This window comes from Vibrio sp. 10N.261.46.E11 (assembly GCF_041472735.1).
Taxonomy (GTDB): Bacteria; Pseudomonadota; Gammaproteobacteria; order Enterobacterales; family Vibrionaceae; genus Vibrio.
The window spans coordinates 150,630-174,888 of sequence record NZ_JBFRQW010000002.1 but is presented as its reverse complement, the minus strand read 5'-3'; the positions used below and the strand labels follow the sequence as shown (position 1 = coordinate 174,888).

Here is a 24,259-nt window from a genome sequence, read left to right as displayed (position 1 = left end):
AATATAACGTCTAACACAGCTTCAACGACAAAGCCCTACAGCTCCACTTCTCGAGATGGAATATAAGTATGTACAACAAGAAACATTCAATCTATCAAATTTTTACCCGTTTGTTCGGCAATCAGAATACACAGAACACACCTTGGGGAACCATTGAACAAAATGGCGTGGGCAAGTTCAGTGACTTCACCAATAAAGCGCTGACAGAAATTAGAGAACTCGGCATCACTCATATTTGGTACACCGGAGTACCACATCATGCTGTGATCAACGACTACAAGCACATCGGCATCTCAGACGATCATCCAAGCGTTGTAAAAGGACGGGCTGGCTCACCTTATGCCGTCAAAGATTACTACTCCGTAAACCCAGATCTTGCTGACAACCCAGCGCAGCGTTTACAGGAATTCGAAGCCTTGATCAAAAGAAGCCATGACAATGGTTTGAAAGTCATCATTGATATCGTCCCTAACCACATTGCCCGTAATTACCAAGGCTTGAATAACCCAGAGGGCGTACGTGACTTTGGTGATCAAGATGACACGACGGTTGAGTATCATCGCAACAATAACTTCTATTACATTCCTGACAGCACATTTGAACTGCCCGAGATCGAACCTGCGTTCATTCCTCTTGGTGGCGAACAACATCCGAATTTAGCCTCACCGTTTCTTGAATCCCCAGCCAAATGGACAGGCAACGGATCGCGTTTGAGCAAACCAAACTTCGATGATTGGTATGAAACCGTAAAAATTAACTATGGCGTGCGACCAGACGGTTCAAAAGACTTCCCTGGACTACCGAATGATTATGCGATGCATGATCACCTCGCCCACTACCATTTCTGGCAGCAAGTTGATGTGCCGGATTCATGGGTTAAGTTTCGAGACATCGCATTATATTGGTTAGAAAAAGGCGTCGATGGATTTCGCTACGATATGGCAGAAATGGTACCGGTCGAATTCTGGAGCTATCTCAATTCATCAATCAAAGTAAAGAATCAAGACGCCTTTTTGATGGCGGAAGTGTATCAACCGGATCTTTATCGTGATTACATTCGCTTGGGTAAAATGGACTACCTGTATGACAAAGTCGATCTTTACGACGGCCTAAAAGCAATTATGCAAGGTAAGGCTTCAACGGCAATCATTCCTGAGATCCAGCATCAAATGATGGACATCGAACACCACATGATGCACTTCTTAGACAACCACGATGAGCAGCGTGTCGCGTCTCCTGAGTTTATTGGTAACCCACACATCGCCAAACCAGCCATGTTAGTCAGTGCGCTATTAAGTAGCTCTCCCACCATGATTTACTTCGGGCAAGAAGTCGGCGAACCAGGTACGGAGAATGCAGGCTTTGGGCAACCTTCTCGCACGTCTATATTTGACTACATAGGTGTTCCTCAACATCAAAAATGGATGAACGGAGGAAAGTTCGATGGTGGGCAGCTCAACGATGACGAAAAGCAACTCAGACTCTTCTATCAACAAGTGATGACGTTTTCACTGAACCATTCATCGATGACCGGAGCGTACCAAGATTTACACCAATCCAATCAGCTAAGTGATTCTGTTTATGCTTTCTTGCGTTTCGATAATCAAGAACTGGTTATCGCCGCGGCTAACTTCAGCCAAAGCAAAACAGACCACATTCAGCTGAAGGTGACGGCAGAGGTTATTCAAAAACTAGGCATCGCTGACGGAAGCTATACGCTCAAAGAACATATTGAAGGCGTCCAACAACAGACTCTGTATGTGGAAAATGGTGTCGGTTACTTCAGTGCAGAATTAAAGCCCCTAGCCGCTTTCGCTTGGGTGTTACCCCTCTAACCGACCATTCAAAAAGCAACTAGCAATGACGGCGTTAAAATACAATAAAAGGTACTTAACGTCGTCTTCGGATAAGTAAAATTCAAACGGTCGTTGGTTTTCAAAGCACGTTCTAAGCAGCTATGGCGGGTGGCTGTAACTTGTTTTTGCCCAAAAGCTTCTCAGGTTGAAGTTTTACCCTTATGTGTAGCCAGCTCACTTTTAACCTTTCACATCCTACTTACTGACTTTGCCACTAAAAAATGTATTCATCTACTTATTGGTGTTTTAAAAAACTTCCCATGTAGAGGGTATAAAACCCAGTCTTTAACCGTCTAAACGGCTGTTTTTATAGTGATTATGTAGTTTTGATTTATGCAGCATTGTTTACATTGTTGCTGAAATGTACAGTAGTGGTGAAAGTGAAAATTTGGATTAATTTAAATATTAGAAAAGGGTTATTAACTTATGTCATGTAGTGATCTTAGTAGTATTCGTTTTGGTTCCGACAGTCGAAATGCGATTGAAGAAATAAGAGAATTGCAAGATATGGCCAAAGCACTTTCTGTTTTTATGGGCGCATCAGCAATGCTTGATATCTTCGGCGGTAACGGTGTAATAGGAGCGTCATACAAAATATACACAACTGATTTTGAATTGCTAGACCAAGCTATGAGAGTATCTAATCCTCTGCTTGTACGTCGGGTAGAAGACATTTCAGCAAGAATGTATATGAAACCATCGTTAACGTATCAAGAAAAAATGTTTTGGAGGTGTATGTATAATGCGATGCGCTAAGCTAACAGCTTGTTTAATGTTGACTGCTATGTCTTCTGGGACGTTTGCTGACGATCGACTAGATAAATATTACGCGAAAGTCCAAGAGTGCATAGATTTTGAAAAAGCCAAGCCTGATTTAACCACGCATTTGGTATCTCTCAAAGATATGGAATATCTACCTCTAATTCGTAGCTTGAGAATAGAATCTTGTTCAAAACCAGAAGAGCTGAACTACATTGGCAGCATAAATGAATCTGCCCCCAAAACAACGCTCTCTGTTTATAACGAAATGGATTCTTCGAAGCTGACAGAAGAAGAATTGATTTTTATAAAAGAACTCGATAAACGGCTTCAAAACTACAATCTCGAGACTGATTTATTACTCATATACGAAAAGTTGAAAGTAGATCAAAAATAGTGAAGTAATTAGAAGCATAATACAAGAGGTGGTTTTAACCACCTTTTCTTCATATGATATTAGGGAAGGAAATATAAACGCTAGATAAGAGGTAGATGGAAGTCCTATAAACAAGCTACCAATTCTAGTATTTGTTGGAAGATCCACAAAAAAGAATAAACCTATAGCGTACAAAAAGAAAATTACACTAATCAATATATTATCTATTTCTATTTCTATTTGTTTCCAGAACAAAAAAACTATTAAAAATGGTGAAAAAATGAGTTCCATTTATCTATCCCCCTTTTTATAAAATATTATTGTATCACTATTTAATTGCTAATTTAGCAAAACCGTTCCAGCACGATCTCAATTACCTCATCCCTTTTCTGAGGTTAACAGCTCCCGATTACATTCCACTGGTTTACTGTTTTTCGATTCGCTTTTTATGGTTAAAATGCCTTATGGTACAAACAAGAAAATTATCGATGCTTGCGGGCTTTGCCGCAGACATCCCCCATTTAAACGAAAAGACTGACTATGAATTTTGATATCAATGCACTGAAACACCACCAACTGGTCGAAGATGGTCAACTCGAAGGGTGTTACCTTCATCAGCCAGCACAGGGCAGCCAGCAAGACGATGACGCTGTTTTAGCAGAGCGCCAAGCGCTAGAAAAATTGGGGTATAAGGTAGTTCAGGTACAAGCCAAAGGTGGGGCAACAACCTTTGCTGAAGCGATGCAAAAGTTTGCGAAGAAAACCGGTCACCAGACCAAAGGGTAAGCGAATAGGTGTAAAGGGGCTTTCTATAACGGCTGATAGCCTTTGGATTTTAAAGCGAACACGTACATAAAGCTTTTTAACAACAGCCGCTTAACTCAAATTAAAACTTACCCCGTAAGCCACTAAACAGGGTTATTAGTACATCAGCTAAATCTCTGCTATAACTTTATTTATGTATGATGCAATAATCAACGAGAGCCATTGATATGTCTTGTTTTTGCCTTAATAAGACCAGGCCTATAACCGTGCCATTATTCACCTCATAAAACAGCCTAAAACCCGATTTTTTGAACTCTCTGATACTAGTGACTCCCAACCCTACAAGCTCAGAACATCTAGAGTACATGTTAGGGTTATGGCTCACATTTTCTTCAAAGGCATCTAAAAGACTCTCAATCCCTTCAATGACTGATTTTTCATCATTCCATTGAGTTAGGTGATCAATCGAATCATTTAGCGAATTTTCAAATGTTTCCGTGTATTGAATTTCTACTTTATGAGTCATATTTACCTTTGTTACTTACGGGCAGCTAATCGACTTCTTAAATCTCTAGACGAAGTTACACGATCTTGAACAACATCATTTTTTGCAAAGCTAACCAGTTTCATTAGCGCAATGGCATCTTGACGTTTTTTATGGTCTTCATACGACTCAACTACATACGTAGGTTTTCCATTTTGCGTGATCGTTAGTGGTTCACTTAAAGGCAAGTTAGCCGCATTTTTTTTTAAGAAACTGACGGTTTCTACATTTGCTGTGTCCATAATCACTCACCCTGTTTGTATTTGTTGCTTTAGTTAGTTGAATGTCATCACTCATTCAATAGCTATATTGTACTACCCGATCACTACTAGTTCAAATTTAGACTTTATTTAAACTGCTCTGCACAACCAAGACTGGACGCTTACCAAAACGAGTTTCGTATTTCATGCAATGCTTAATCAAAGTTGGCTTTTTGTAAGATCTCAATGAACGTCTTGATCTTGAGGTCTTCCGCTCCCTGTTTCGCGTAGAGGCCAACGTTTCCTAGCTTAGAGTCATCAATCAGTAAGGTTTCGAAGCCTTTGTCTTTCATCCAGTCACACATTTTATGACTGTATGGCATGACAGCATCAGACATTCTTAGCATATCTAAGCTCGCAAAAAGAGAGTCAACGTCATAGACATCTCGCCCAACCACCTCGGTATCGCGCCCACCAGGCTGTGAATTTACGTGGTCAGACAGTACAGAGTTATGTCTAGAGTGATCGGGGGTCACTTGGAGTATTGGAAACGCCAACATCTCACGCCTTAACAAGATCGGGTCTAAGTGCTTCTTCGCTAGCAATGGATGTTTAGCTCGAACAAACACCGCTTCTTTGTCTTGAAAGAGTGGGTAAAACGTTACTTTGCATCGCTCATGCAGCCCATAGATTTCATGGCCAACAAACAAGTCGATATCGCCTTGAACCAAGTGGTGCATCAAAGACAAGTTGTTACCGAACTCTAAATGTAGCGAGCCCATTTGTTCTTGTTGCTTGTATTCCTCAACCGCCTTGCACACAAATTGTTCCCACCAAGCTTCCCCAGTGCCGAGCTTCAATTTACCGGATTGGCGCTGCTGCATGTCGGTAAAGCGGTGCATTAACGACAGATGCTTTTCTTGCTGCTCTTGTGCAAACTCCCGAAACAACAACCCGTACTCGGTAAGCTCAACGCCTTTTGACTTGCGAATAAAAATAGCCACACCAACATCACTCTCTAATTTCTTGATCGCAGCGGTCAAGGAGGGCTGGCTAATATTCAGCTTTTCCGCGGCACCTTTAATGCTGCCTGTATGCGCAACCATCAGAAAATATCGGTATAGCTTGTTCATAGGATTCTCTTAGTTTGCATTCGATCACAAAATGCGAGGTTAGAAATTCAACAAATTAAACCACTGAACACAGCGCGCAGCGGATAGAGCTCATGATATAGGATTTTTCTATAGAGAGCATTAGTAATGCTATTTCCCACTGAAAGGTGAAATCACTATAGTAAAGTCAATTAACTTATTAAGTGGACATTGAGATGGAACAGAAATGGTGGCATGACGCAGTGGTCTACCAAATTTACCCGCGTAGCTTTTTAGACTCGAATAATGACGGTATCGGTGACCTAAATGGAATCATCAGCAAACTCGACTACCTCAAAGAACTGGGCATTAATGTCATTTGGCTCTCTCCTGTTTATCAATCTCCAATGGACGATAACGGCTACGACATCTCCGACTACCAAGCGATAGCTGAAGAGTTTGGCACGATGGAAGAGATGAAACGCCTGATGGATGAAGCGAAGAAACGTGACATTAAGATTGTTATGGATTTAGTGGTAAATCATACGTCAGATGAGCACCGTTGGTTCGAGCAAGCACGCTCTTCAAAAGACAATCCGTATCGAGACTATTACATTTGGCGCGATGCAAAACCAGATGGCAGTGCACCAGATGACCAAGGTTCTATCTTTGGCGGAAGCGCTTGGCAGTGGGATGAACTCACACAACAATATTACTTCCATCTATTCTCGAAACGTCAGCCCGATTTGAACTGGGAAAACCTGAAGGTTCAAGAAGAAGTTCATACTATGATGAACTGGTGGATTGACCTTGGCATCGGCGGCTTCCGCTTAGATGTGATTGATCTTATTGGTAAAGAGATCGATAAAGGCATCACTGGGAACGGACCAAGGCTGCACAAGCTATTACAACAAATGAATCAGGCGACCTTTGGTAACAAGGATTTGTTAACCGTAGGAGAAACTTGGGGCGCAACACCAGAAATAGCCAAGCTATACAGCGGACAAGATAGAAATGAACTTTCTATGGTATTCCAATTTGAACACATTACCCTGACATGGGAGAAAGGTGACAAATGGAACCCTATTCCGCTTGATCTTCGAGAGTTCAAAAATGTGCTGACCAAGTGGCAGCTTGAGCTGGCTGATGGTGGCTGGAATTCCCTATTCTGGAATAACCACGATTTACCGCGTTTGGTTTCAAAATACGGTGATGACAAACATTTCCGAGTTGAGTCAGCAAAAATGCTGGCGACGTGTTTGCACTTCTTAAAAGGCACACCTTACATTTATCAGGGTGAAGAGATTGGCATGACCAATGTCGCTTTTGACAATCTAGACCAATATAAAGATATTGAAACGCACAATTTCTATAAAGTAAAAACGGAATCGGGTGTCACTCATGAACACATGATGGACGCCATTCACGAGAACAGCCGTGACAACGCTAGAACACCCATGCACTGGAACAAGCAACCTAATGCAGGCTTCTCTGGCGGAACACCTTGGATTGAGCTGAATCCAAACTACCCAGAGATCAACGTCGAAAGTGCGTTGGCTGATCCAAGTTCCATATTTTATCACTACAAGACATTGATAGAGTTACGAAAAGCTCACCCTGCGATTGTCTACGGTTCATTCATTCCTGTTTTTGAAGAACACGACAAAGTTTTCGCCTACGTACGTGAGTTGGATGGTGAGCAGCTATTTGTCGTATGTAACTTCTCTGGAGAAGCATTAACGCTTGACGTCCCTGAGCAATATCGCACTCAAACAGCAACTTGCCTAATCCAAAACTATGGTGAGGTTTCGAGCCTCGACGCGCAACTCAACTTAGCCCCTTATGAAGCATTCGCTTTAAAGCTGTAAAGCTATGAGGCATTCGCTGTAAAGCTGTAGCTATGGCGCTATGAAGCTATAGCACCATAAGAGCTAATCCCCGAACAAAGGCAAGGTAACCCCTTGCCTTTTTCGTTGTTCTTTAGCGCGTAAACTTAACTGTCAAAGCCGCATATTTAGCCGACACATCCGTATATTGGACCCGACATCGCATAAGCCAATATACGCAACACTCTTCTTAGCAAGCGATAACCAAATCACCATCAATTTGTTTGAGCCCGTCTTCACATTTCTTTTCACGTTCAACATCACAAAAGCTGCTCGCTGCCACCAAAATACTAGGCCCACCATAATGATATAGATTTTTACTATATCTCCCACCTGTTTACCTATTTCTCAAGAAGAGAGGAAATCGCTAAAATCACTCTCAGATAATAAGAACTGATAGAAGTGATTATCGTTATGGATAACCTTCTGAATATGGAATGAAACTATGAAACCTCTATTGAAAACACTGTCTATTTGTACCCTTGCTGCTCTTTTCAATGCACCGGCTTTTGCTATGGAAGAAGGTGAAATAACAATCTGGATCAACGGCGATAAAAGTTATGCCGGTCTTGCTGAAATCGGTAAACAATTCGAAGAAGATACCGGTGTAAAAATTAACGTTCAGTACCCAGACTCACTGGAAGCTAAATTCCAACAACACGCAGCAACTGGCGGTGGCCCTGACATCATTTTCTGGGCACATGACCGTTTTGGTGGCTACGCAGAATCAGGGCTACTTCACGAACTTAACCCAAGTAAAGAATTCAAAGAAAAGCTTGTCGACTTCAGTTGGGATGCGGTGACGGTCAACGGTAAAGTTGTAGGCTACCCTTTAGCAATCGAAGCACCTTCTCTAATCTACAACAAAGACCTACTTCCAAACCCACCAAAAACATGGGAAGAGCTTGCGGACATTCAGAAAGAAATGGCTAAGCAAAACAAAAAAGCCATCATGTGGGATGTGAAAAATGCGTACTTCACATGGCCGATGATCTCTGCCGGTGGTGCCTTCGCGTTTGAAAAAACAGCAACAGGCTATGACGCTAAAAGCACAGGTGTTAACAATGCAGCGGGTGTTCGCGGCCTTCAATTCTTAGTTGATATGGTAAACCAAGGGGTAGTTAACCCGAATATGGATTACTCAGTAGCAGAAGCAGAGTTCACCAATGGCAATGTGGCAATGACCATTAATGGCCCTTGGTCTTGGGGTAACTTAGACAAGCTTGGTGTTAATTATGGCGTTGCTGAACTACCGACATTAAATGGCGGTAAAGGTAACCCATTTGTTGGAATCCTAAGTGCGGGTATCAATGCTGCGAGTCCAAATACTGATCTTGCTGTCGAGTTCTTAGAAAACTACCTATTCCAAGACAACGCTCTGAAAACCATGAATGATGACAAGCCTCTTGGCGCGGTGACACTAAAATCATTCCAAAAAATTCTTGAGAGCGATGATCGCATCAAATCAACCATGACGAATGCTGAAAACGGCGAAATCATGCCAAACATCCCGCAAATGACGGCTTACTGGTTCGCTGAAGGTGCAGCTATCGATAACGCGATGCAGGGTAAGCAAACCGTTAGAGAAGCGCTAGACACAGCAGCAAAACAAATCACCAAATAACCTTTCCTCATATTAATATCCTATTATCCTTTGGCACAGCGCATGCTGTGCCTTTTTGTTTTGGAAATCAAATCGCTATGCAAATCCCTACTCTTTACCTAAAAGGTACGTTCAATGGTTGGGGGTTAGACACCCCATTGTTCAAAGAGCAAGACGGCTCCTATCGAGCAAACCTATGCTTATCTACCGACCTTTATCGCTTCAAAATTTCGGATTCAGATGGCACCAAGCAATGGACGCTTTCAGGGCATGAAAGTGAAGCCACACTCTGCGAATTAGAACAAGCGATGCCTCTTATCAACACACAAGGTATTGGCAATGATCTGCTGCTCTCTCCCGCTGTCGCTGGTCAATACTCCTTGAAGGTGCAATTTAGCTCTTCGACGCCAACGATCACCGTAACCAAGGGGGAATACAATAATCTATCAACACCTCAACGCGAGCCTGTTAACACACATCTGATAGAGGTAGCGGACTCGCAGCCTAGCTGGCAACACCCTGAATTTGCAATGTCACATGACCAACTATTCCAGCAGCTCACCATCTCAGAGACACAGTCATTCCCGTTTGTGTTCGGGGATAATGTCGATGGTTACTATCATGGAGAAACCTATAGCTATGTAAACGGTGGGAAATATCGTCACCACCAAGGTTGGATACTGGGCACCTTCGCCAGCTATATCGACGGCAAGTTCAATAACAAGTTAGAGGCTGAGCGTGCTAGCCTGACGCCTTATGGTATTGAACATCATTATGAGAATAGTCGAGAGTCGCTGCGCCTGATTCAAGGTTCCAGACTCGTATCGCTTACGGTATCGTCCAACAAACCGAGCGCTTTGAGCCTAATTCCAGAACTCAACATACCGACGAGTCACTCTCAAGTTCATACTTCAGACTCAAATATCGTCATAGAACTCAGCCCCCAAGTTTGCCCAGACGGCTGCCCAAGGTTTGTCGCTATCGCGAGTAACCATGCTGTACATGCGCGAGAGATCTCGCTAGACGCTCACCCTGAACTTCGCGACCTAGTTCAGCTCTCAGAGAGCAACGCAAAACTCATGCTCACGACGTCAGATAACCAAACTGAACTTGTCGTCTACCTCGGCTTTGCTGAAACCCTCAAAGCCGCTAGTTCATTGGTTAATCAAGCGGTCAAAAATAACGAACACGTTCTTCACCAACAGCGGATTTATGAGTTCTTAACCAATAATTATTTGTGGACCAACGACCTTGAATACAACCAAGCCGTCATGTGGTCGCGCCTTGCAAGCCGAACCTTTGTGAGTCATGAGTTCGGCACGGGCATTTGGGCTGGATTACCTTGGTTCAAGGACTGTTGGGGCCGCGACACCTTTATCGCGCTGTCTGGTACAAGCCTGGTAAATGGTTTATTCAATGAAGCAAAAGAGATCATTGAAAACTTTGCGTCCATGCAGATGCTCGACGAAAATTCCACAAATTACGGCCGAATCCCGAATCGAGTGACGAGTAAAACGAACATCATTTATAACACCACCGATGGCACTCCTTGGATGATTCGTGAAGCCCTTGAGTACATCAACTACTCTGGCGATGTGGCGTTCGCTAAGGCCATTTACCCTACTCTCAAGCGTTTCATCACGGGTGTCGAAAAACACTACTTGAATGAAGATAGCTTGAATAAAGATGGCTTGAACGAAGATTATTCGAATAAAGATAGCCTGATGGCACATCGCCACCCTGATACGTGGATGGATGCAAAAATTGATGGGATGACACCTTGGTCTCCTCGCGGGCCTAAAGCCAATGACATCCAAGCTTTGTGGTTTGAAAGCTTAAACTGCGCTATTCAACTCGCTATTCTGGTGGGCGACTCTGAATCAGAAAAGAGCTGGACAATCCAAGCCGGAAAAGTGAAAGAAAGTTTCGCCACCAAGTTTTGGGATGATAAAAACCATCGCCTAGCCGATCATTTATCACAAGATGATGTGCCTGATTATAGCGTACGCCCAAATCAGTTGATGACGATTTCAATTCCTCAGAAAAGCCAGCTTAATCAAAATGAAAGAGAGCAATACATCGTCAAGAACGCGGTAGAAACGCTATTGTTCCCATGGGGGATCTGCTCCTTACAACAAGAGCATGTCGATTTTCATCCTTATCACGACAATCAAGCCATGTACCACAAGGACGCGGCTTATCACAACGGGACGATCTGGGGGTGGAATGCGGGCTTTACCATTACGGCGCTCAATAAGTTTAAGCAGCAAGATCTCAGTTACCAACTATCCAAAAACTTGGCAAAACAGATCCTTACACAAGGCTGTAGAGGGACAATGAGTGAGAATTTAGACGCTTTCCAAGATAGTGACCGCGACCTTGTAGAATCAGGGACGTTCGCTCAAGCCTGGTCTGTTTCAGAATACGCTCGTAACGCGCAACAGGACTATTGGGGATATTGCCCACGCTTATTGGACAATCAGATACTCCTAACACCAAACTTCCCAAGCTGTTGGAGCGAATTAGTGGCTTCGTTGCCTTTTGGTCAAGGAAACCAGCTACGACTGTCATTTGAATCCAAAAATGGGATTTCTCATTACAAGATTCAGTCAAATCTAGAAGATACGGTAAGTCCCGAAATCACATTGGTGCTTACGCTAGACATAAACCATGAGTCTGTTGCCGTAATCTCGACACCATTAACACAATCGTTGGAGATCATGATCGACAGTCACCAACAACAGGTCACGGTCAACGACAAACAAGCGCAGTTTGAGATTCAACCAAAGCCAAATAACGCCATCTTACGCGATTTACAATTTGCCAAGCCCGACTTTGCAAGGCAACACAACAGTTTGATGAGCAAGGACTACTTGTTGAACAAGCGCAATAAGCAAAAATTGTCAGCAGCCAAGGACTAGCTTTGCTGATACTAAGCCTATCGCTTTATAGACGTATAAAGTGATACGGCTATAAAGCGATAAAAAAGCAGGCCTAATACACCGTTTACGAAGACAAAACGGAGTTAGGCCTTCTTTTATTGTCTAAAAATAAAGTCGATAAAATCCGGGAATCGCAACGACCAAGCCAGTTCATTGTGTTGATGACCTTGTCCTTCTTGATAAAACAGCGTCACGTTCGGCTTTTGAGTGAGTAACGTGTTCATTGCCCTTGAACCACTCAGATAAACGTCAGCAAAATCTACGCTTGCCTCTTCACGCGCTTCATTCGTTCCCATATCCATATATATTTTCGTTGGAGACAGAAAGTTAAACTCTTTCATATACTCAAAGTATGAGGGTTTATTGAACCAAAACGCCGGAGAGAAAACCCCAAGCACGCCAAAGGTATTCTGGTACAGTGAGCCACCATATAAGCTAATTAGCCCGCCCATTGAACTGCCAGCAAGGTACGTAAACTCTCGATGCGGCTTTGTTCTGTATGTTTGGTCTATATAAGGCTTCAATGTATGACAGATAAACGCCATATATTCGTCCCCTTCGCCACCAAATTTAAGCAGTTCATCACCAACACCCAGCTCTTTTATCTCTTGGTTAGCGCGCCAAGGCGAATACTCATTATAACGCTCCATGCCATTAAGCTCATGACTGCTGTCGATGGCGACAACAATTAACCCTGATAACTTACCGAGCCTTTGCATCTCATCGAGTGTCGTTTGTGCATCCCAACACATCCCATACGTCGCTGTAGACTTCTCAAAGACATTCTGCCCATCATGCATGTATAAGACAGGATAAGCGTGTTCTGCTTGGTGATACCCCGCAGGAAGGTAAATGCGGAGCGTTCGAGTTCGATTCAACTGTGGAATAAAGAACTCATCGATAATTATCAATTCAGATTGCATAACGACCTCTAAACTTGAAGTGTCTATAAATTCAGATACAAAAAACGCCCCTTTAAAGGAGCGTTCTATCTTTATCTCTATCTTTATCTAAGCGACTAAGATACTGGGCTGCTAAGCCATTAAGCCTACTAATCTATTAAGTTATTAAGCTAACAAGCTAACAAGCTAACAAGCTAACAAAGCTATTTTGCGTTGACGGCTCGCACAAAAGCTTCTTGTGCACCTTCAACATTCAGCGCCTTCGCTTCATCTAACAAACCTAAAGCTTTCGGTATATCACCTGACTTCACCGCATTTTGTATAGCAGACAAATAGAAGTCTTTTGTCTCTTGCTGCACACGTATCTGTGTGTCTGCTTTCTTCGGTACAACAGCTGTTGCAGTCGCTGCCATAGCGGCAGGGGCAGCAACGACTGGCGCTACGGCAGGTTTAGCACGGTAAGGGCGAAGTTTTAAAGTTTTAATTTCTAACTCTAAACGACCACCTAATTGATTGGTGTATACCGGATCGGTGACCATAGGCATCACCTCACCAAATTCTTTTGCTCGCAACTTTGCTGGGTGATCAACTTTCACCTTATTGCCAAGCTCATCAGCAGGCGTGTAGATAATAATATAAGGTGTCTTACTCGCATCAATACGCAAGCGCTCGATGTAACTCGTGCGAGTAAAAGCGTCGGATGCCTGAACCTTAAAGTCTTCAAACTTCAATGTTTGCACTGGCTTAAAGTTTTCATCTAGAAGCATGGCTTCTGGAGCAAAAACTGAATCATCGATCATCAAGCTCGATAGCTTAACGACCATCTCCCCTGAGCGCTCGCTGAACTTGAACGCTGCAAAGTGGCTATTACCTGTTGTAAATGTACCGACAGGTGAGCCCAAGTCGATATCAAACTTTAAATCTTCATTGTCATTCAATTGTGCGTATGGGTACTGCGAAAAATCGCTGCAGCATACTTCTGCATTAGTGGGTGCATCGAGTTTAGTTTGAACCTGAGCATCGGAAGCACAACCGCTTAGCAAGGCACCTAGTACCACGGCTAACATAGAGCTTTTATTTGTCATTGTAATCTCTCTCACTATTGGTTGTTGTTGGGGGAAACGGAAAAAGGCAGCCAATGGCTGCCTTATACTTTAAACGGTTTAGAACCAAATTTCAGTGTGTACACCGAATACAAATTCGTCTTTACCGTTATCGATACCAATTTGTTTAGCACTTGCTTCATCATCAGCTTTAATGTAGCTAATGTAAGGCTTAACTTGTGGACGACCGAAGAAGTCAGAGTTCGCTGTAAATGCAGTTGCAATTTCTAGGTTAAGAATATCGCTCTCTACAGCATCACCAGTGCGATTCCAGTAACCTTCATCACCTTCTTCATGTGCATAAGAAGCCGTAGCTTCTAAGCGAATGTTGTCGTTCAGTTTGTAAGAAGGACGAGCAGCAACCATGTAACGAGTCAAACCGTCAGCACCAAACAATTGGTCAAGAGCTGTAAAGTACACGGCTTCCGTACCTAACTGCCATTTTTCAGAGATGTTAAGCACACCGTAAGAAGTTAAGAATAGAGACTCAGCTTTATCATTGCCGCCAGACCAACCACCGAAGTTAACACCACGGTTTTGCATTACACCAGAACCATAAGCAATGACATTTTGAGTCCAACCGTCTAGGCCATAGTAGCTTGTGTTTAGTGTCACAGAAGCACCGAAACCATCTTGATCTTCACCATTATTAATGTGTTTCTGACCATATTTAAAGTCAAAGTCTAGGCTGCCGATACCCGCATCTACGCCGTAGTAGTACAAATCGATAGAAGAGAGAGTTTCTCTTTCTTTTGCACCGTTTTTATTAACTTTACATTTATTAGGATCTGTCGATGTAGTACCATCTTTTTGCTTACAGTCTATCGCGTAAGAATCTGCAGCACCCGCATCAGGATCAGCCATTACATAAGCGATACCAGCAGTATGTCCTGCAAGCTTAGTTTGAATACCTGCACCAATACCAGATGATTGTTTCCAGAACTCACCAGATAAAAGACCTGCTGCACGGTTTAGGTAACGTTGACCACCCCAAATAGAAGTGTCTTCACCTAAAATGCCGCCGAGCTCAACAAAAGCTTCTTTTACTTCAAACTGAGAATCATCATTCTTCTTTTGTCCGCCTTCAGAAGAATAAGCGTATGAGTTACCGTTACCATATTCAGTACGAAGAACGTAGTCGGCCCACACACCATTTTGGTACTCAGAGTGCTTCTTAATTACAAATTCAACTTGGTTAGTACTCTTACCGTGAGTACCCGCTGTTTTGTAATCTGGCTTACCGAATTCAGTGTCTACTGTTTTACCGTCGACAACACGAACGTTAGAAGACATGTAACCGTGAACTTCCCAGCCGTCAGTGATAACGTCAGTAGGGTTTTTCACCTCTACTTCCATTGCAGAGTCACCACTTGTTACATCAAGTGCAACGTCATTTTCTGCGAACGCTGAACCAGCGACAAGTGCAGAAGCCACTGCAGCAGCAATCAAACTTACTTTTTTCATTCTTAACTCCATTAAGGACGATTTATTTTAGGTTTTATATTTTTGCTCTCTTGCGACAACCAAAGGCAGTAATGGCGGGCGTAAGATAGAGAGGTTTAGGGTTTCCCCTGATTCGTTTCAACGGAGCCAATATTAAGAGGGGATGACAAGTTTGACTTCCTCCACCCCGAACTAAATTAAGGGGGATGAGAAGGGAGTAGAATTTATACGGAATGGTGTTTTAAGGGGTTGGATCACTTAATTTAGGAGGAGTAGACAGCACACAGATCTAATTATTCAACATAAGTGAGATCTACTTCAAATATATAATTTGAACTTCATCGATGAATTATTTTTCAACAAAATTTATTCTCTGAAGTTGCTTGACCTTACTGGGACAAAGCCTTTTACTAATAGTTCACTGATGTTGATAAACGAACAAGAAATCAAGCAATGACTAGAACGCTCGCTCGCCCTTATCCACTAGGCGCTACGCTAGGTAACACTGGCTGCAACTTCTCAATTTATTCTCCTGACTGTAAATCCCTCTCTCTCGCTCTTTTTGACGAGAACGATGAGTTCACCACTTATAAATTGGAAAATGAATACGCTGATATCAGATATGTATTTATTGAAAGTATTAGAGCAGGACAAAAATACGGTTTCATTGCAGAAACAGACAACGGACCTATCCTACTTTCAGACCCGTACGCTAAAGCAATAAGCGAACCGCTCGATTATGCAACGCCCTATACCAATGAAAAGAGCTTTTCGATGGCGAAATGTATCGTTGTCGATGACTCGTTCGATTGGCAAGGTGTGGAAAAGCCGCGTATTAGCCGCGAAGAGACCGTTCTTTTTGAAACCCATGTAAAAGGCCTATCTCAACTTCATCCTGAAGTAGCGACCAACACTAAAGGCCGCTACTTGGGGTTAGTTAGCCCGGAAATGCTGGCATTCTACAAACAGCAAAATATCAATTCTCTACAACTTTTACCTATTGCTGCGTGTATGCATGAACCCCACCTATTGGATATGGGGAAAGTAAACTATTGGGGTTACAACCCATATCTGTTTATGGTGCCAGACCCACGCTATGCAGAAAAAGACGCAGTTACTGAGCTCAAAACCGCGATTCGTGAACTGCACCGCAATGGTATCGAGGTCATCCTTGACGTCGTATACAACCACACAGCTGAAGGTGGTGAAGGGGGTACAACCTTCAACCTAAAAGCACTGGATAGCCACTACTACATTAAGCATGGCTGTCATTACGCGAACTTCACCGGTTGTGGCAATACGGTCGACCTCACCCACCAACCAGCACTGAACTTAGTAATGGATACACTGCGCTACTGGGTTAGTGAGTTCCAAGTCGACGGCTTCCGTTTTGATTTGGCAGCAACACTGGGGCGCGAAGGCGATAACTACAATCCTGAGGCTGCTTTCTTCAAAACCGTTGCCCAAGACCCGGTACTGAAAGAAACCAAGTTAATTGCAGAACCATGGGACATCGGGCCAAATGGCTACCAAGTTGGTAATTTTCCTTTGGGGTGGAATGAGTGTAACGACAAGCTGCGAGATATCACTCGTAGCTTCTGGCGTGGTGATCAAGGCTACTTGAAAGAGTTTGCGACTCGCTTAATGGGCTCTCGTGACATCTACAGTGCTGCGCACTGGCCGTACAAATTAACCGTCAACTACATCACTTATCATGACGGTTTCACCATGCAAGATCTTGTTTCTTATAAACATAAGCACAATGAAGAAAATGGTGAGAGCAACCGCGATGGACACGGTGATAATCGCTCTGAAAACTATGGAGTTGAAGGCAACACAGAAAACCTGTTAGTTATCGCAACCCGTGAAAAGCAAAAGCGTAACTTCATGGCAAGCCTGCTGTTTGCATTCGGTATTCCGCATATTTTGACGGCCGATGTGTTATCTCATACTCAAAAGGGTAACAACAACGCGTACTGCCAAGACGGCGTCACCAGCTGGCTTAACTGGGAAAGCTCGGAGCGTAAAACCTACTTCAAGGCTTGGTTATCTGAGATGATCTCCGCACGTCAGCAATACATGGTGCCGTTTATCAAAGCATTCAGTGGTGAAAAACGTAACTCTAACCGTATATTCTGGAGCCGTGTTGATGGCACAATCATGGAACATGATGATTGGAACCGTTTAAGCTCTGTAGCCTTACATTTAGGCATCGGCAAAGATGGCGACGAGTTGATTTATCTGATCAACCAAACCAACGCACCTGCTCGATTTTCTTTACCGAGCGACCGTAAGCAAGACTGGGTAACCATCTGTGATACCAACTTGCGAAACGTGAAACCGGGTCACGCCGAAGGTGAAATGCTGTTATCTCCCGTTTCAATGGCAATTTTACACTATTCGCCAAACAAGACTGATTCGGTTGAGGGTAAAGCTAAACCTGCTTAATAAAACGCCAGAAATCAAAGAAGCCGGTTCATTTTTATGACTGGCTTTTTTATTAGCTGAACGTCACAAACTCAATTTTTTATATGGAACATTTTGCATTGATGTGATTACGAAAACTGTTTAGTATGGCCGTACTATAAAAATGAATCTATAACGTCTTTGGATATCATGGCTTTACCTAAAACATTAATTCGGCTTTTTAAACCATACATTATTTTATTAACTGGAGGGATGCTCTATCTTGCTGCAGCTCAACTTGAAAAAGTAGAAACGACGGCAAAAAAACAATCACTATCAAATATTCGTATCGCTAGTTCCATCATCAATTCCAACATCGAAGCCACATTCGGCAAACTCTATTTTTTGGAAACCAGTTTAAGCTTATCTACATCAAGCGCAGTCGGTGAACAAAAGTTCAGGGATATCAGTGACAATATTCTTAAAAGAACACCTAACTTCTCCGATATTGTTCAATACCAGCCTCAATCCCAACAATATATCTCAACTCGTGGTCTGCCTCTTTCTCATGAGCAGATAGATGCCATCCAATGGAATCCGGTAGATAGTGTTGTAGAAGGTTTTTACATCTCTTCTATCTATCAAAAACCCGATGGTCGTTGGGTTTTCGCAATCAAACACACGGCGAAAAAGTTGAACAAAGAAATATGGATTGAGTTTGACCTTTTGCATACCACGCAAGGCCTGAGAGACTTAAAGACATTAGACCGTGGCTATATGTTTGTGGTTGATCGAGCAACCGAACGATTGGTTTTCCATCCTGATCCGAAACGCATTGGTTCCAAATCCATCAGCTATCATGCAGGAATAAGCCATCAGCTCTCACAAGGTGAGACCGTCGGACAACACGAATACTACTATCAAGATAATTTCAAAATAACGGTATTTGATGCTGACAACAGCTTAAACTGGGTATTCGTCTCGGGCACTGATCGTCACGACATACTCACCAGCTCACACCAATTTACGCTAACTGGCGTGGTACTCGGGTCACTGCTTCTATTATGGATTGGCGCGCACTACCTGGCTCATCGCTTGAACATATCGTTGTCTCAACTGAATAAAGTTGATGATCTCGCCAGCTTTAAACGAGAGTTAAAAGCTATATTCAATAGCTTTACCTATCAAAAAGGCATTCAATTCTGCCTTTATCAAGCAGAGAGCCATTCATTCAGTACCATCGATTATCATGGAAACAAATCAACGGTACATTCTGACAAAGCCCTTGCTGAGCGATTTGCTCCCGAGACCATGGTTTATCGAAGCAGTAAATACGCGGATCCATTGGCTCGTAAACTCAAAATACTCCAACGCCACTACTGTATCCCTTTGCACTTTCGTAACCAGCTAATCGCGATAATTTACGTCAATGCTCCCCTGCCGGTCAGCCAAAGTATTTTACGTATGATCAAAGATTACACGGAAGTCTCGTTGTCTAACTTACTGCTCCACCATCAATTGAGCAGTAAAGATCCCATGACTCAACTAGACAACAAAAGTAGCTTTAACATCGCGATCGACAATTACGCGTGCGAACCCGATACCTATGTCGCTCTACTCGATATCGATAACTTTGACCACGTAAATCGAGCTTACGGTGAAGCGATTGGCGACAAGATGATAAAGCTTGCCGCAGAAACGATGCGTTCTTCCTTTCCTAAGCCAAAAGGGCTTTGCCTTGCTCGAGTTGGGGACAAGGAGTTCGCCGTTTTATTCAAAGCGAATGATGCGAAGGATGCCAAGCACCAATTGGAACAATGTCGAGTCAGCATCGCCGAGAAAACCATAGTCACTCCGGATATCACATTGTCACTCAGTATCAGCGTCGGGTTTTCGCAAATAGACGGAGAAACAGACTCTGCTTTAGCCCTTGCCGAACAAGCAAAGCTTATCGCACTACAACTTGGAAAGAATCGAGTTGAAGGTCACATTAGAAGCGTAGCCAAAGCGTCGTAGACATTAGCTAACACGCTCGAATCACACTGATTGGTACGATACCGATAACCAAAAAGCACCTAGGATTAATCCCCTAGGTGCTTTTGTTTTTATGGAAAGTCATTACAATGCGCCTTCACTCGACAATATTCCCCTTTCTAACGACACGAACCTTATGAAGCTAAGTAACCGACTGCAAACTCTCCACTCCCTTGTCAGCAATGACTACCAACACATTTGGGACTGTTGTTGTGATCATGGCTTCTTGGGTGTTCAATTGTTGTCGGATAACAAAGCACCGCAGATTCATTTTGTCGATATTGTTCCTTCTCTGATGAATGAACTGGAAGGCAAGCTAACGCGTTACTTTCCCCAAGATAATTCAGACCAACAAGCGGTTATCAGCCAATGGCAAGTCTACTGCATGGATGTCGCAGCGATTCCATTGGAAAAGCACACTGGCAAACATCTGGTCATTATTGCGGGTGTGGGAGGCGATCTAACACAAAAGCTCGTCGACGATATTCATTGCAAGCATCCAGACAAAGCGATCGATTTTTTGCTTTGCCCGGTTCATCAGCTGTTCGAGCTAAGAAGCCATTTAAAAGCGCTCAAATTCGGTCTTATTGATGAAGTGCTGATTGAAGAGAACCGCCGTTACTACGAAATCTTATTGGTCAGCAATAACTCAGGCGAAGCTGAACAGAGCCGATCGGTTAGTGAAATATCAAACGTGGGTGACAAGATCTGGTTACCGAGTTGTGATGAACAAATGAAGGTATCTCAGCAGTACAAAGCCAAAACACTGCAGCACTACTTACGTATTCATCAAGGCCAAGAGAAGCAAGGTAAGCCTAGTGAAGTGAAGCACATCATTTATGCGTACCAAGCCATTTAACAGTAGTAAGCACTAACAATATCGCTTACCTGTGGTAAACCTAAATCAATAAAAAAGCCGATAGTTCAATGAGCTATCGGCTTTTTTTAATGTTGTCGCTTAGGTTTGAGCTTACTGTTCTTGTTTCTTATGAGCCGCATCTGGCTCATCAGTCGTTTCAACCTCAGAGGGGGTATCAACCCCATAAACCGTATCAAGATAAGCATCTTTCTCTTTCCACGTACTATTCAACCAACTGTGGAAACGACGTTTAAACGCTTTATCTTCAAAATAATTACCATTCACGTTCTCATCCATTGGGTGCAGTTTAATACGCACCACCACCTTGGTCATTTTACCCTTCAGCATGTCTTCAAATGGAGAAGCCTGATTTTCTGGGTAAGCTAAAGTCACATCCACAATACCATCCAAGATTGGGCCCATTGCCGATAGAGCAAACGCCACACCACCGGTTTTTGGCTTGAGTAGATGTCGATACGGTGTTTTCGCCGTCGCCAGTTTCTCGTGGTTTGCACGAGTCCCTTCCACAAAATTCACCAGGGTTGTCGGTGCCCATTTGAACTTAGTACATGCCTTATTAATTGCATCGAAATCATCATTGCGACGCTCAGGGTTACGAATCAAAAACTCACGTGAGTGTCTTCGCATGAATGGCATATCCAAGCCCCAACAGGCCAAGCCCACAAAAGGTACGTACAGCAATTCATGCTTAAGGAAGAACTTGGTCATTGGCATCTTGTCTTTCAAGATCGAAGACAAGATCACGATATCCGCCCAGCTCAGGTGATTCGACATCATCAAGTACCACTGTTTAGTTGAGATGTCTTCCCCGCCCTCAACTTGCCACTCGATATCGTTATTCACATTCAACATCCAAAGATTGAGCGAAGCCCAACACCAAAATGTGAAATTCGCTAAACGAGTACATGACTTTTGAACAATAGAGATTGGAAGAATCAGTTTGATGAGGCCAAAGAAGCTCACGGTAAACGCAGTCATTGCGGTATTGATGGTCACGAACAACACGTTCAAGGCCATACGAAGATTATCAAGCATAAAACACGGCTATATTGAGATCGAAAGCCGCCATTATACTCATCTATAAAATATTCTCTTTAGTTATTAGACCAACAACTCGGGGATCGAACCACTCTCGCGCCATGAATAAATTCTCAGATCTCCCTTCCCCTCCGAACAAGGCACCACACACCGGAAAATTCAACATTCAACATTCAACATTCAACATTCAACACCCGAAAGTAAGATCCATTCGATATTGATGAACTTATAAGCAAACTACTTCGTACTGCGATTTTCAGTGTTCAATAAGTGAAGATAAAAGACCAAATAACCATAGTAATTACAATGACTAATGGTGATAGACAAGAGAAATAAACTCTAGCACACTGAACAAAGCTGTTAATTTTAACCCCTTATCAAATAAACATAATTGGGGTATTCATTTTTTAGGTAAGAGAGGAAGCCATGCTCAACATTGCTTTTTTTAGCTCAAAATCATACGACGAAAAATCATTCAACTTAGCGAAAGGCGAACTCAACGCCGAGTTCCATTTTCACGATTTTCGACTCACGACAACAACAGCAAAAATGGCGCACGACAACGAAGTCGTTTGTGCGTTTGTAAACGATGACCTATCGCGAGATGTGCTAGAGATTCTAGCAAAAGGCGGCACCAAACTGATTGCGATGCGTTGTGCAGGCTTTGATAAAGTCGACCTAGACGCAGCCAAAGAGTTTGGCCTGCAAGTGGTTCGCGTTCCTGCTTATTCACCAGAATCAGTAGCAGAGCACACTGTCGGCATGATGATGTGTTTGAACCGTAAACTACACAAGGCATACCAACGTACTCGTGATGCGAACTTCTCCCTAGAAGGCTTGGTAGGCTTTAACTTCCACGGTAAAACCGTTGGCGTGATTGGTTCAGGTAAGATTGGATTAGCAACGATGCGCATTCTGAAAGGTTTGGGCATGAACATCTTATGCTACGACCCATATCCAAACCCATTAGCCGTTGAACTGGGTGCTAAATACGTGGAATTGGATGAGCTTTATCAAGAGTCTGACGTAATTTCTCTGCACTGCCCAATGAGTAAAGAGAACTACCATCTGTTGGATGCGACTGCATTTGAGAAAATGAAAGATGGCGTGATGATCGTCAATACCAGCCGCGGTGAGTTGCTTGATTCGACAGCCGCAATTGAAGCGTTGAAACAGAGCAAGATTGGCGCGCTTGGCCTTGATGTTTACGACAACGAGAAAGAGCTGTTCTTCCAAGATAAATCTAACGATGTGATTGTCGATGACGTATTCCGTCGTCTATCCGCTTGCCACAATGTGCTGTTCACAGGTCACCAAGCTTTCTTGACCAAAGATGCACTGTTCAACATTGCCAATACAACCCTAACCAGCGTTGACGCTTTCTTTACAGGTAACACCAGCGGCAACGAACTCGTCGAATAACAAGCTAGGTTAATAACGGTTCGGGATTACTTTAATTGCAGACTGTTTTCTAAAATATAAAGCCACGCGAGTTCTGGATGAACAGCGTGGCTTTTTGGTTTATGCCTGTATCGTAAACAAAACTAGATGCAGAAGTGGCAATCCTCGATACCTAACCCGTATGCACCTTTTTTGATAGCCAGATGCTCTTCCCCTGCCTTCACACCCATCTCATAACCTGCATCCAAGATGCTTTGATCCATAGTCAGTCGCTTAACCGCGAACGTTTCCGGTGGCGCTATCACCTTGATGGTCGCATCTTTTGGTGGATTACGAATAAACTCCAAAGATTGGTTGTAGTTTTCAGCTCGCACCGCCATCGACTCTGCAATATTAGGGAATTTCTTTAGTAGCTTTTTCAGCATCCACTGATACTTCTGGGGTTTCATTCGGTAGCTTAATGGGTGAGATAGAATCACCGTAATGTCTCGCGCACCCCGACGGTATGCTTCGCGAACCGGAATCGAATCCGCAACACCACCATCGGTATAACAGCCACCCGAAAAGCACGGTATTTCACGGTAAGCGATAGGTAAAGCTGTTGTCGCTTCCACCACGTTGGAAAGATTTTCTGGCTTGATATGATAGTAGTCCGCACTGCCAGTATCGACGTTAGTCACAGCAGCAATCAGTGGGATACTTGAAAACATCTCACCGCAATCGAGTGGATAGCGTTGATTTGATTCATTCCATAACCACTTCACGTCTACCAAATTGCCGCCTTTGGCAAAGCGAGCAGGGTTAAAGAAGGTTTTGTCGGTCGCCATCGTGGTAATCACGTTGTAGCTGCGTTTTGGTGCTTGAGATAAGTAACCAACCAAATTGGACACACCCGCAGATACACCGATGGCAAAGTCATAAGGACGGAAGTCGTCTTGCATAAAGGCGTCTAACACTCCGGCAGCGAAGATGCCTCTCATTGCTCCACCTTCAACGATTAATGCGCTGTTACTCATCTCAAACTCTTCTA

General features: G+C 43.3%; 19 protein-coding genes. 11 read left to right on the top strand and 8 right to left on the bottom strand.

The annotated features are described in order from the left end of the window. The first annotated feature begins 68 nt into the window (after positions 1–68). From AB4407_RS01210 to AB4407_RS01195, 4 genes are all read left to right on the top strand, one after another. On the top strand, positions 69–1,835 hold the full coding sequence (locus tag AB4407_RS01210) for an alpha-amylase family protein (RefSeq protein WP_372117799.1): 1,767 nt from the start codon (positions 69–71) through the stop codon (positions 1,833–1,835). A gap of 447 nt (positions 1,836–2,282) precedes the next feature. After that, entirely contained in the window at positions 2,283–2,612 is a 330-nt protein-coding gene (locus AB4407_RS01205; RefSeq protein WP_372117797.1) for a hypothetical protein, read from the top strand. A gap of 28 nt (positions 2,613–2,640) precedes the next feature. Next, the gene (locus tag AB4407_RS01200) at positions 2,641–3,012 is read left to right on the top strand and encodes a hypothetical protein (RefSeq protein WP_372117794.1); all 372 of its coding nucleotides are present in this window, start codon (positions 2,641–2,643) and stop codon (positions 3,010–3,012) included. Between the two features lie 519 nt (positions 3,013–3,531). Beyond that, a complete protein-coding gene (locus AB4407_RS01195; protein WP_065679239.1) occupies positions 3,532–3,777 on the top strand; it encodes a hypothetical protein in 246 nt (81 codons plus the stop codon). 166 nt (positions 3,778–3,943) lie between these two features. Here the strand turns inward: AB4407_RS01195 and AB4407_RS01190 are convergent, their stop codons facing one another. From AB4407_RS01190 to AB4407_RS01180, 3 genes are all read right to left on the bottom strand, one after another. Next, positions 3,944–4,282 (bottom strand): type II toxin-antitoxin system RelE/ParE family toxin, encoded by a 339-nt coding sequence (locus AB4407_RS01190; RefSeq protein WP_065679238.1) that lies wholly within the window; start codon positions 4,280–4,282, stop codon positions 3,944–3,946. Positions 4,283–4,293: 11 nt separating this feature from the next. After that, on the bottom strand, positions 4,294–4,542 hold the full coding sequence (locus tag AB4407_RS01185; RefSeq protein WP_009845862.1) for a prevent-host-death protein: 249 nt from the start codon (positions 4,540–4,542) through the stop codon (positions 4,294–4,296). Between the two features lie 173 nt (positions 4,543–4,715). After that, positions 4,716–5,633, bottom strand: a complete 918-nt coding sequence (locus AB4407_RS01180) for a LysR family transcriptional regulator (protein ID WP_372117791.1) — start codon at positions 5,631–5,633, stop codon at positions 4,716–4,718. A 194-nt stretch (positions 5,634–5,827) separates the two neighbouring features. On the opposite strand from AB4407_RS01180, the gene AB4407_RS01175 reads away from it, so the two are divergent. From AB4407_RS01175 to AB4407_RS01165, 3 genes are all read left to right on the top strand, one after another. Further along, the gene (locus AB4407_RS01175; protein ID WP_372117788.1) at positions 5,828–7,459 is read left to right on the top strand and encodes an alpha-glucosidase; all 1,632 of its coding nucleotides are present in this window, start codon (positions 5,828–5,830) and stop codon (positions 7,457–7,459) included. A gap of 463 nt (positions 7,460–7,922) precedes the next feature. Further along, entirely contained in the window at positions 7,923–9,101 is a 1,179-nt protein-coding gene (malE, locus tag AB4407_RS01170; RefSeq protein WP_372117785.1) for a maltose/maltodextrin ABC transporter substrate-binding protein MalE, read from the top strand. Positions 9,102–9,178: 77 nt separating this feature from the next. Next, entirely contained in the window at positions 9,179–12,001 is a 2,823-nt protein-coding gene (locus AB4407_RS01165; RefSeq protein WP_408063683.1) for an amylo-alpha-1,6-glucosidase, read from the top strand. A 116-nt stretch (positions 12,002–12,117) separates the two neighbouring features. Here the strand turns inward: AB4407_RS01165 and AB4407_RS01160 are convergent, their stop codons facing one another. The 3 genes from AB4407_RS01160 to AB4407_RS01150 form a co-directional block, all read right to left on the bottom strand. Continuing rightward, positions 12,118–12,945 (bottom strand): alpha/beta hydrolase, encoded by an 828-nt coding sequence (locus AB4407_RS01160; protein ID WP_372117782.1) that lies wholly within the window; start codon positions 12,943–12,945, stop codon positions 12,118–12,120. Between the two features lie 182 nt (positions 12,946–13,127). Beyond that, the gene (locus tag AB4407_RS01155) at positions 13,128–14,009 is read right to left on the bottom strand and encodes a MalM family protein (protein ID WP_372117780.1); all 882 of its coding nucleotides are present in this window, start codon (positions 14,007–14,009) and stop codon (positions 13,128–13,130) included. A 78-nt stretch (positions 14,010–14,087) separates the two neighbouring features. Continuing rightward, positions 14,088–15,491, bottom strand: a complete 1,404-nt coding sequence (locus AB4407_RS01150) for a carbohydrate porin (RefSeq protein ID WP_372117777.1) — start codon at positions 15,489–15,491, stop codon at positions 14,088–14,090. Between the two features lie 432 nt (positions 15,492–15,923). On the opposite strand from AB4407_RS01150, the gene glgX reads away from it, so the two are divergent. The 3 genes from glgX to AB4407_RS01135 all read left to right on the top strand — a co-directional run bounded on the left by glgX (position 15,924) and on the right by AB4407_RS01135 (position 20,769). Further along, entirely contained in the window at positions 15,924–17,918 is a 1,995-nt protein-coding gene (glgX, locus tag AB4407_RS01145) for a glycogen debranching protein GlgX (RefSeq protein ID WP_372117776.1), read from the top strand. 231 nt (positions 17,919–18,149) lie between these two features. Beyond that, positions 18,150–19,892: a diguanylate cyclase domain-containing protein gene (locus AB4407_RS01140; RefSeq protein ID WP_372117774.1), complete on the top strand. Its 1,743-nt coding sequence runs from the start codon at positions 18,150–18,152 to the stop codon at positions 19,890–19,892. 154 nt (positions 19,893–20,046) lie between these two features. Continuing rightward, positions 20,047–20,769, top strand: a complete 723-nt coding sequence (locus tag AB4407_RS01135) for a tRNA (adenine(22)-N(1))-methyltransferase TrmK (RefSeq protein WP_372118030.1) — start codon at positions 20,047–20,049, stop codon at positions 20,767–20,769. Positions 20,770–20,880: 111 nt separating this feature from the next. Here AB4407_RS01135 and AB4407_RS01130 read toward each other — a convergent pair whose 3' ends face one another. Then, positions 20,881–21,825, bottom strand: coding sequence for an acyltransferase (locus AB4407_RS01130; protein ID WP_372117771.1), 945 nt, complete (start codon positions 21,823–21,825; stop codon positions 20,881–20,883). A 429-nt stretch (positions 21,826–22,254) separates the two neighbouring features. On the opposite strand from AB4407_RS01130, the gene AB4407_RS01125 reads away from it, so the two are divergent. Then, complete coding sequence (locus AB4407_RS01125) at positions 22,255–23,250, top strand: 2-hydroxyacid dehydrogenase (protein WP_372117768.1); 996 nt, start codon at positions 22,255–22,257, stop codon at positions 23,248–23,250. Positions 23,251–23,372: 122 nt separating this feature from the next. Here AB4407_RS01125 and AB4407_RS01120 read toward each other — a convergent pair whose 3' ends face one another. Further along, complete coding sequence (locus AB4407_RS01120) at positions 23,373–24,245, bottom strand: patatin family protein (RefSeq protein ID WP_372117766.1); 873 nt, start codon at positions 24,243–24,245, stop codon at positions 23,373–23,375. Between the last annotated feature and the right edge of the window lie 14 nt (positions 24,246–24,259).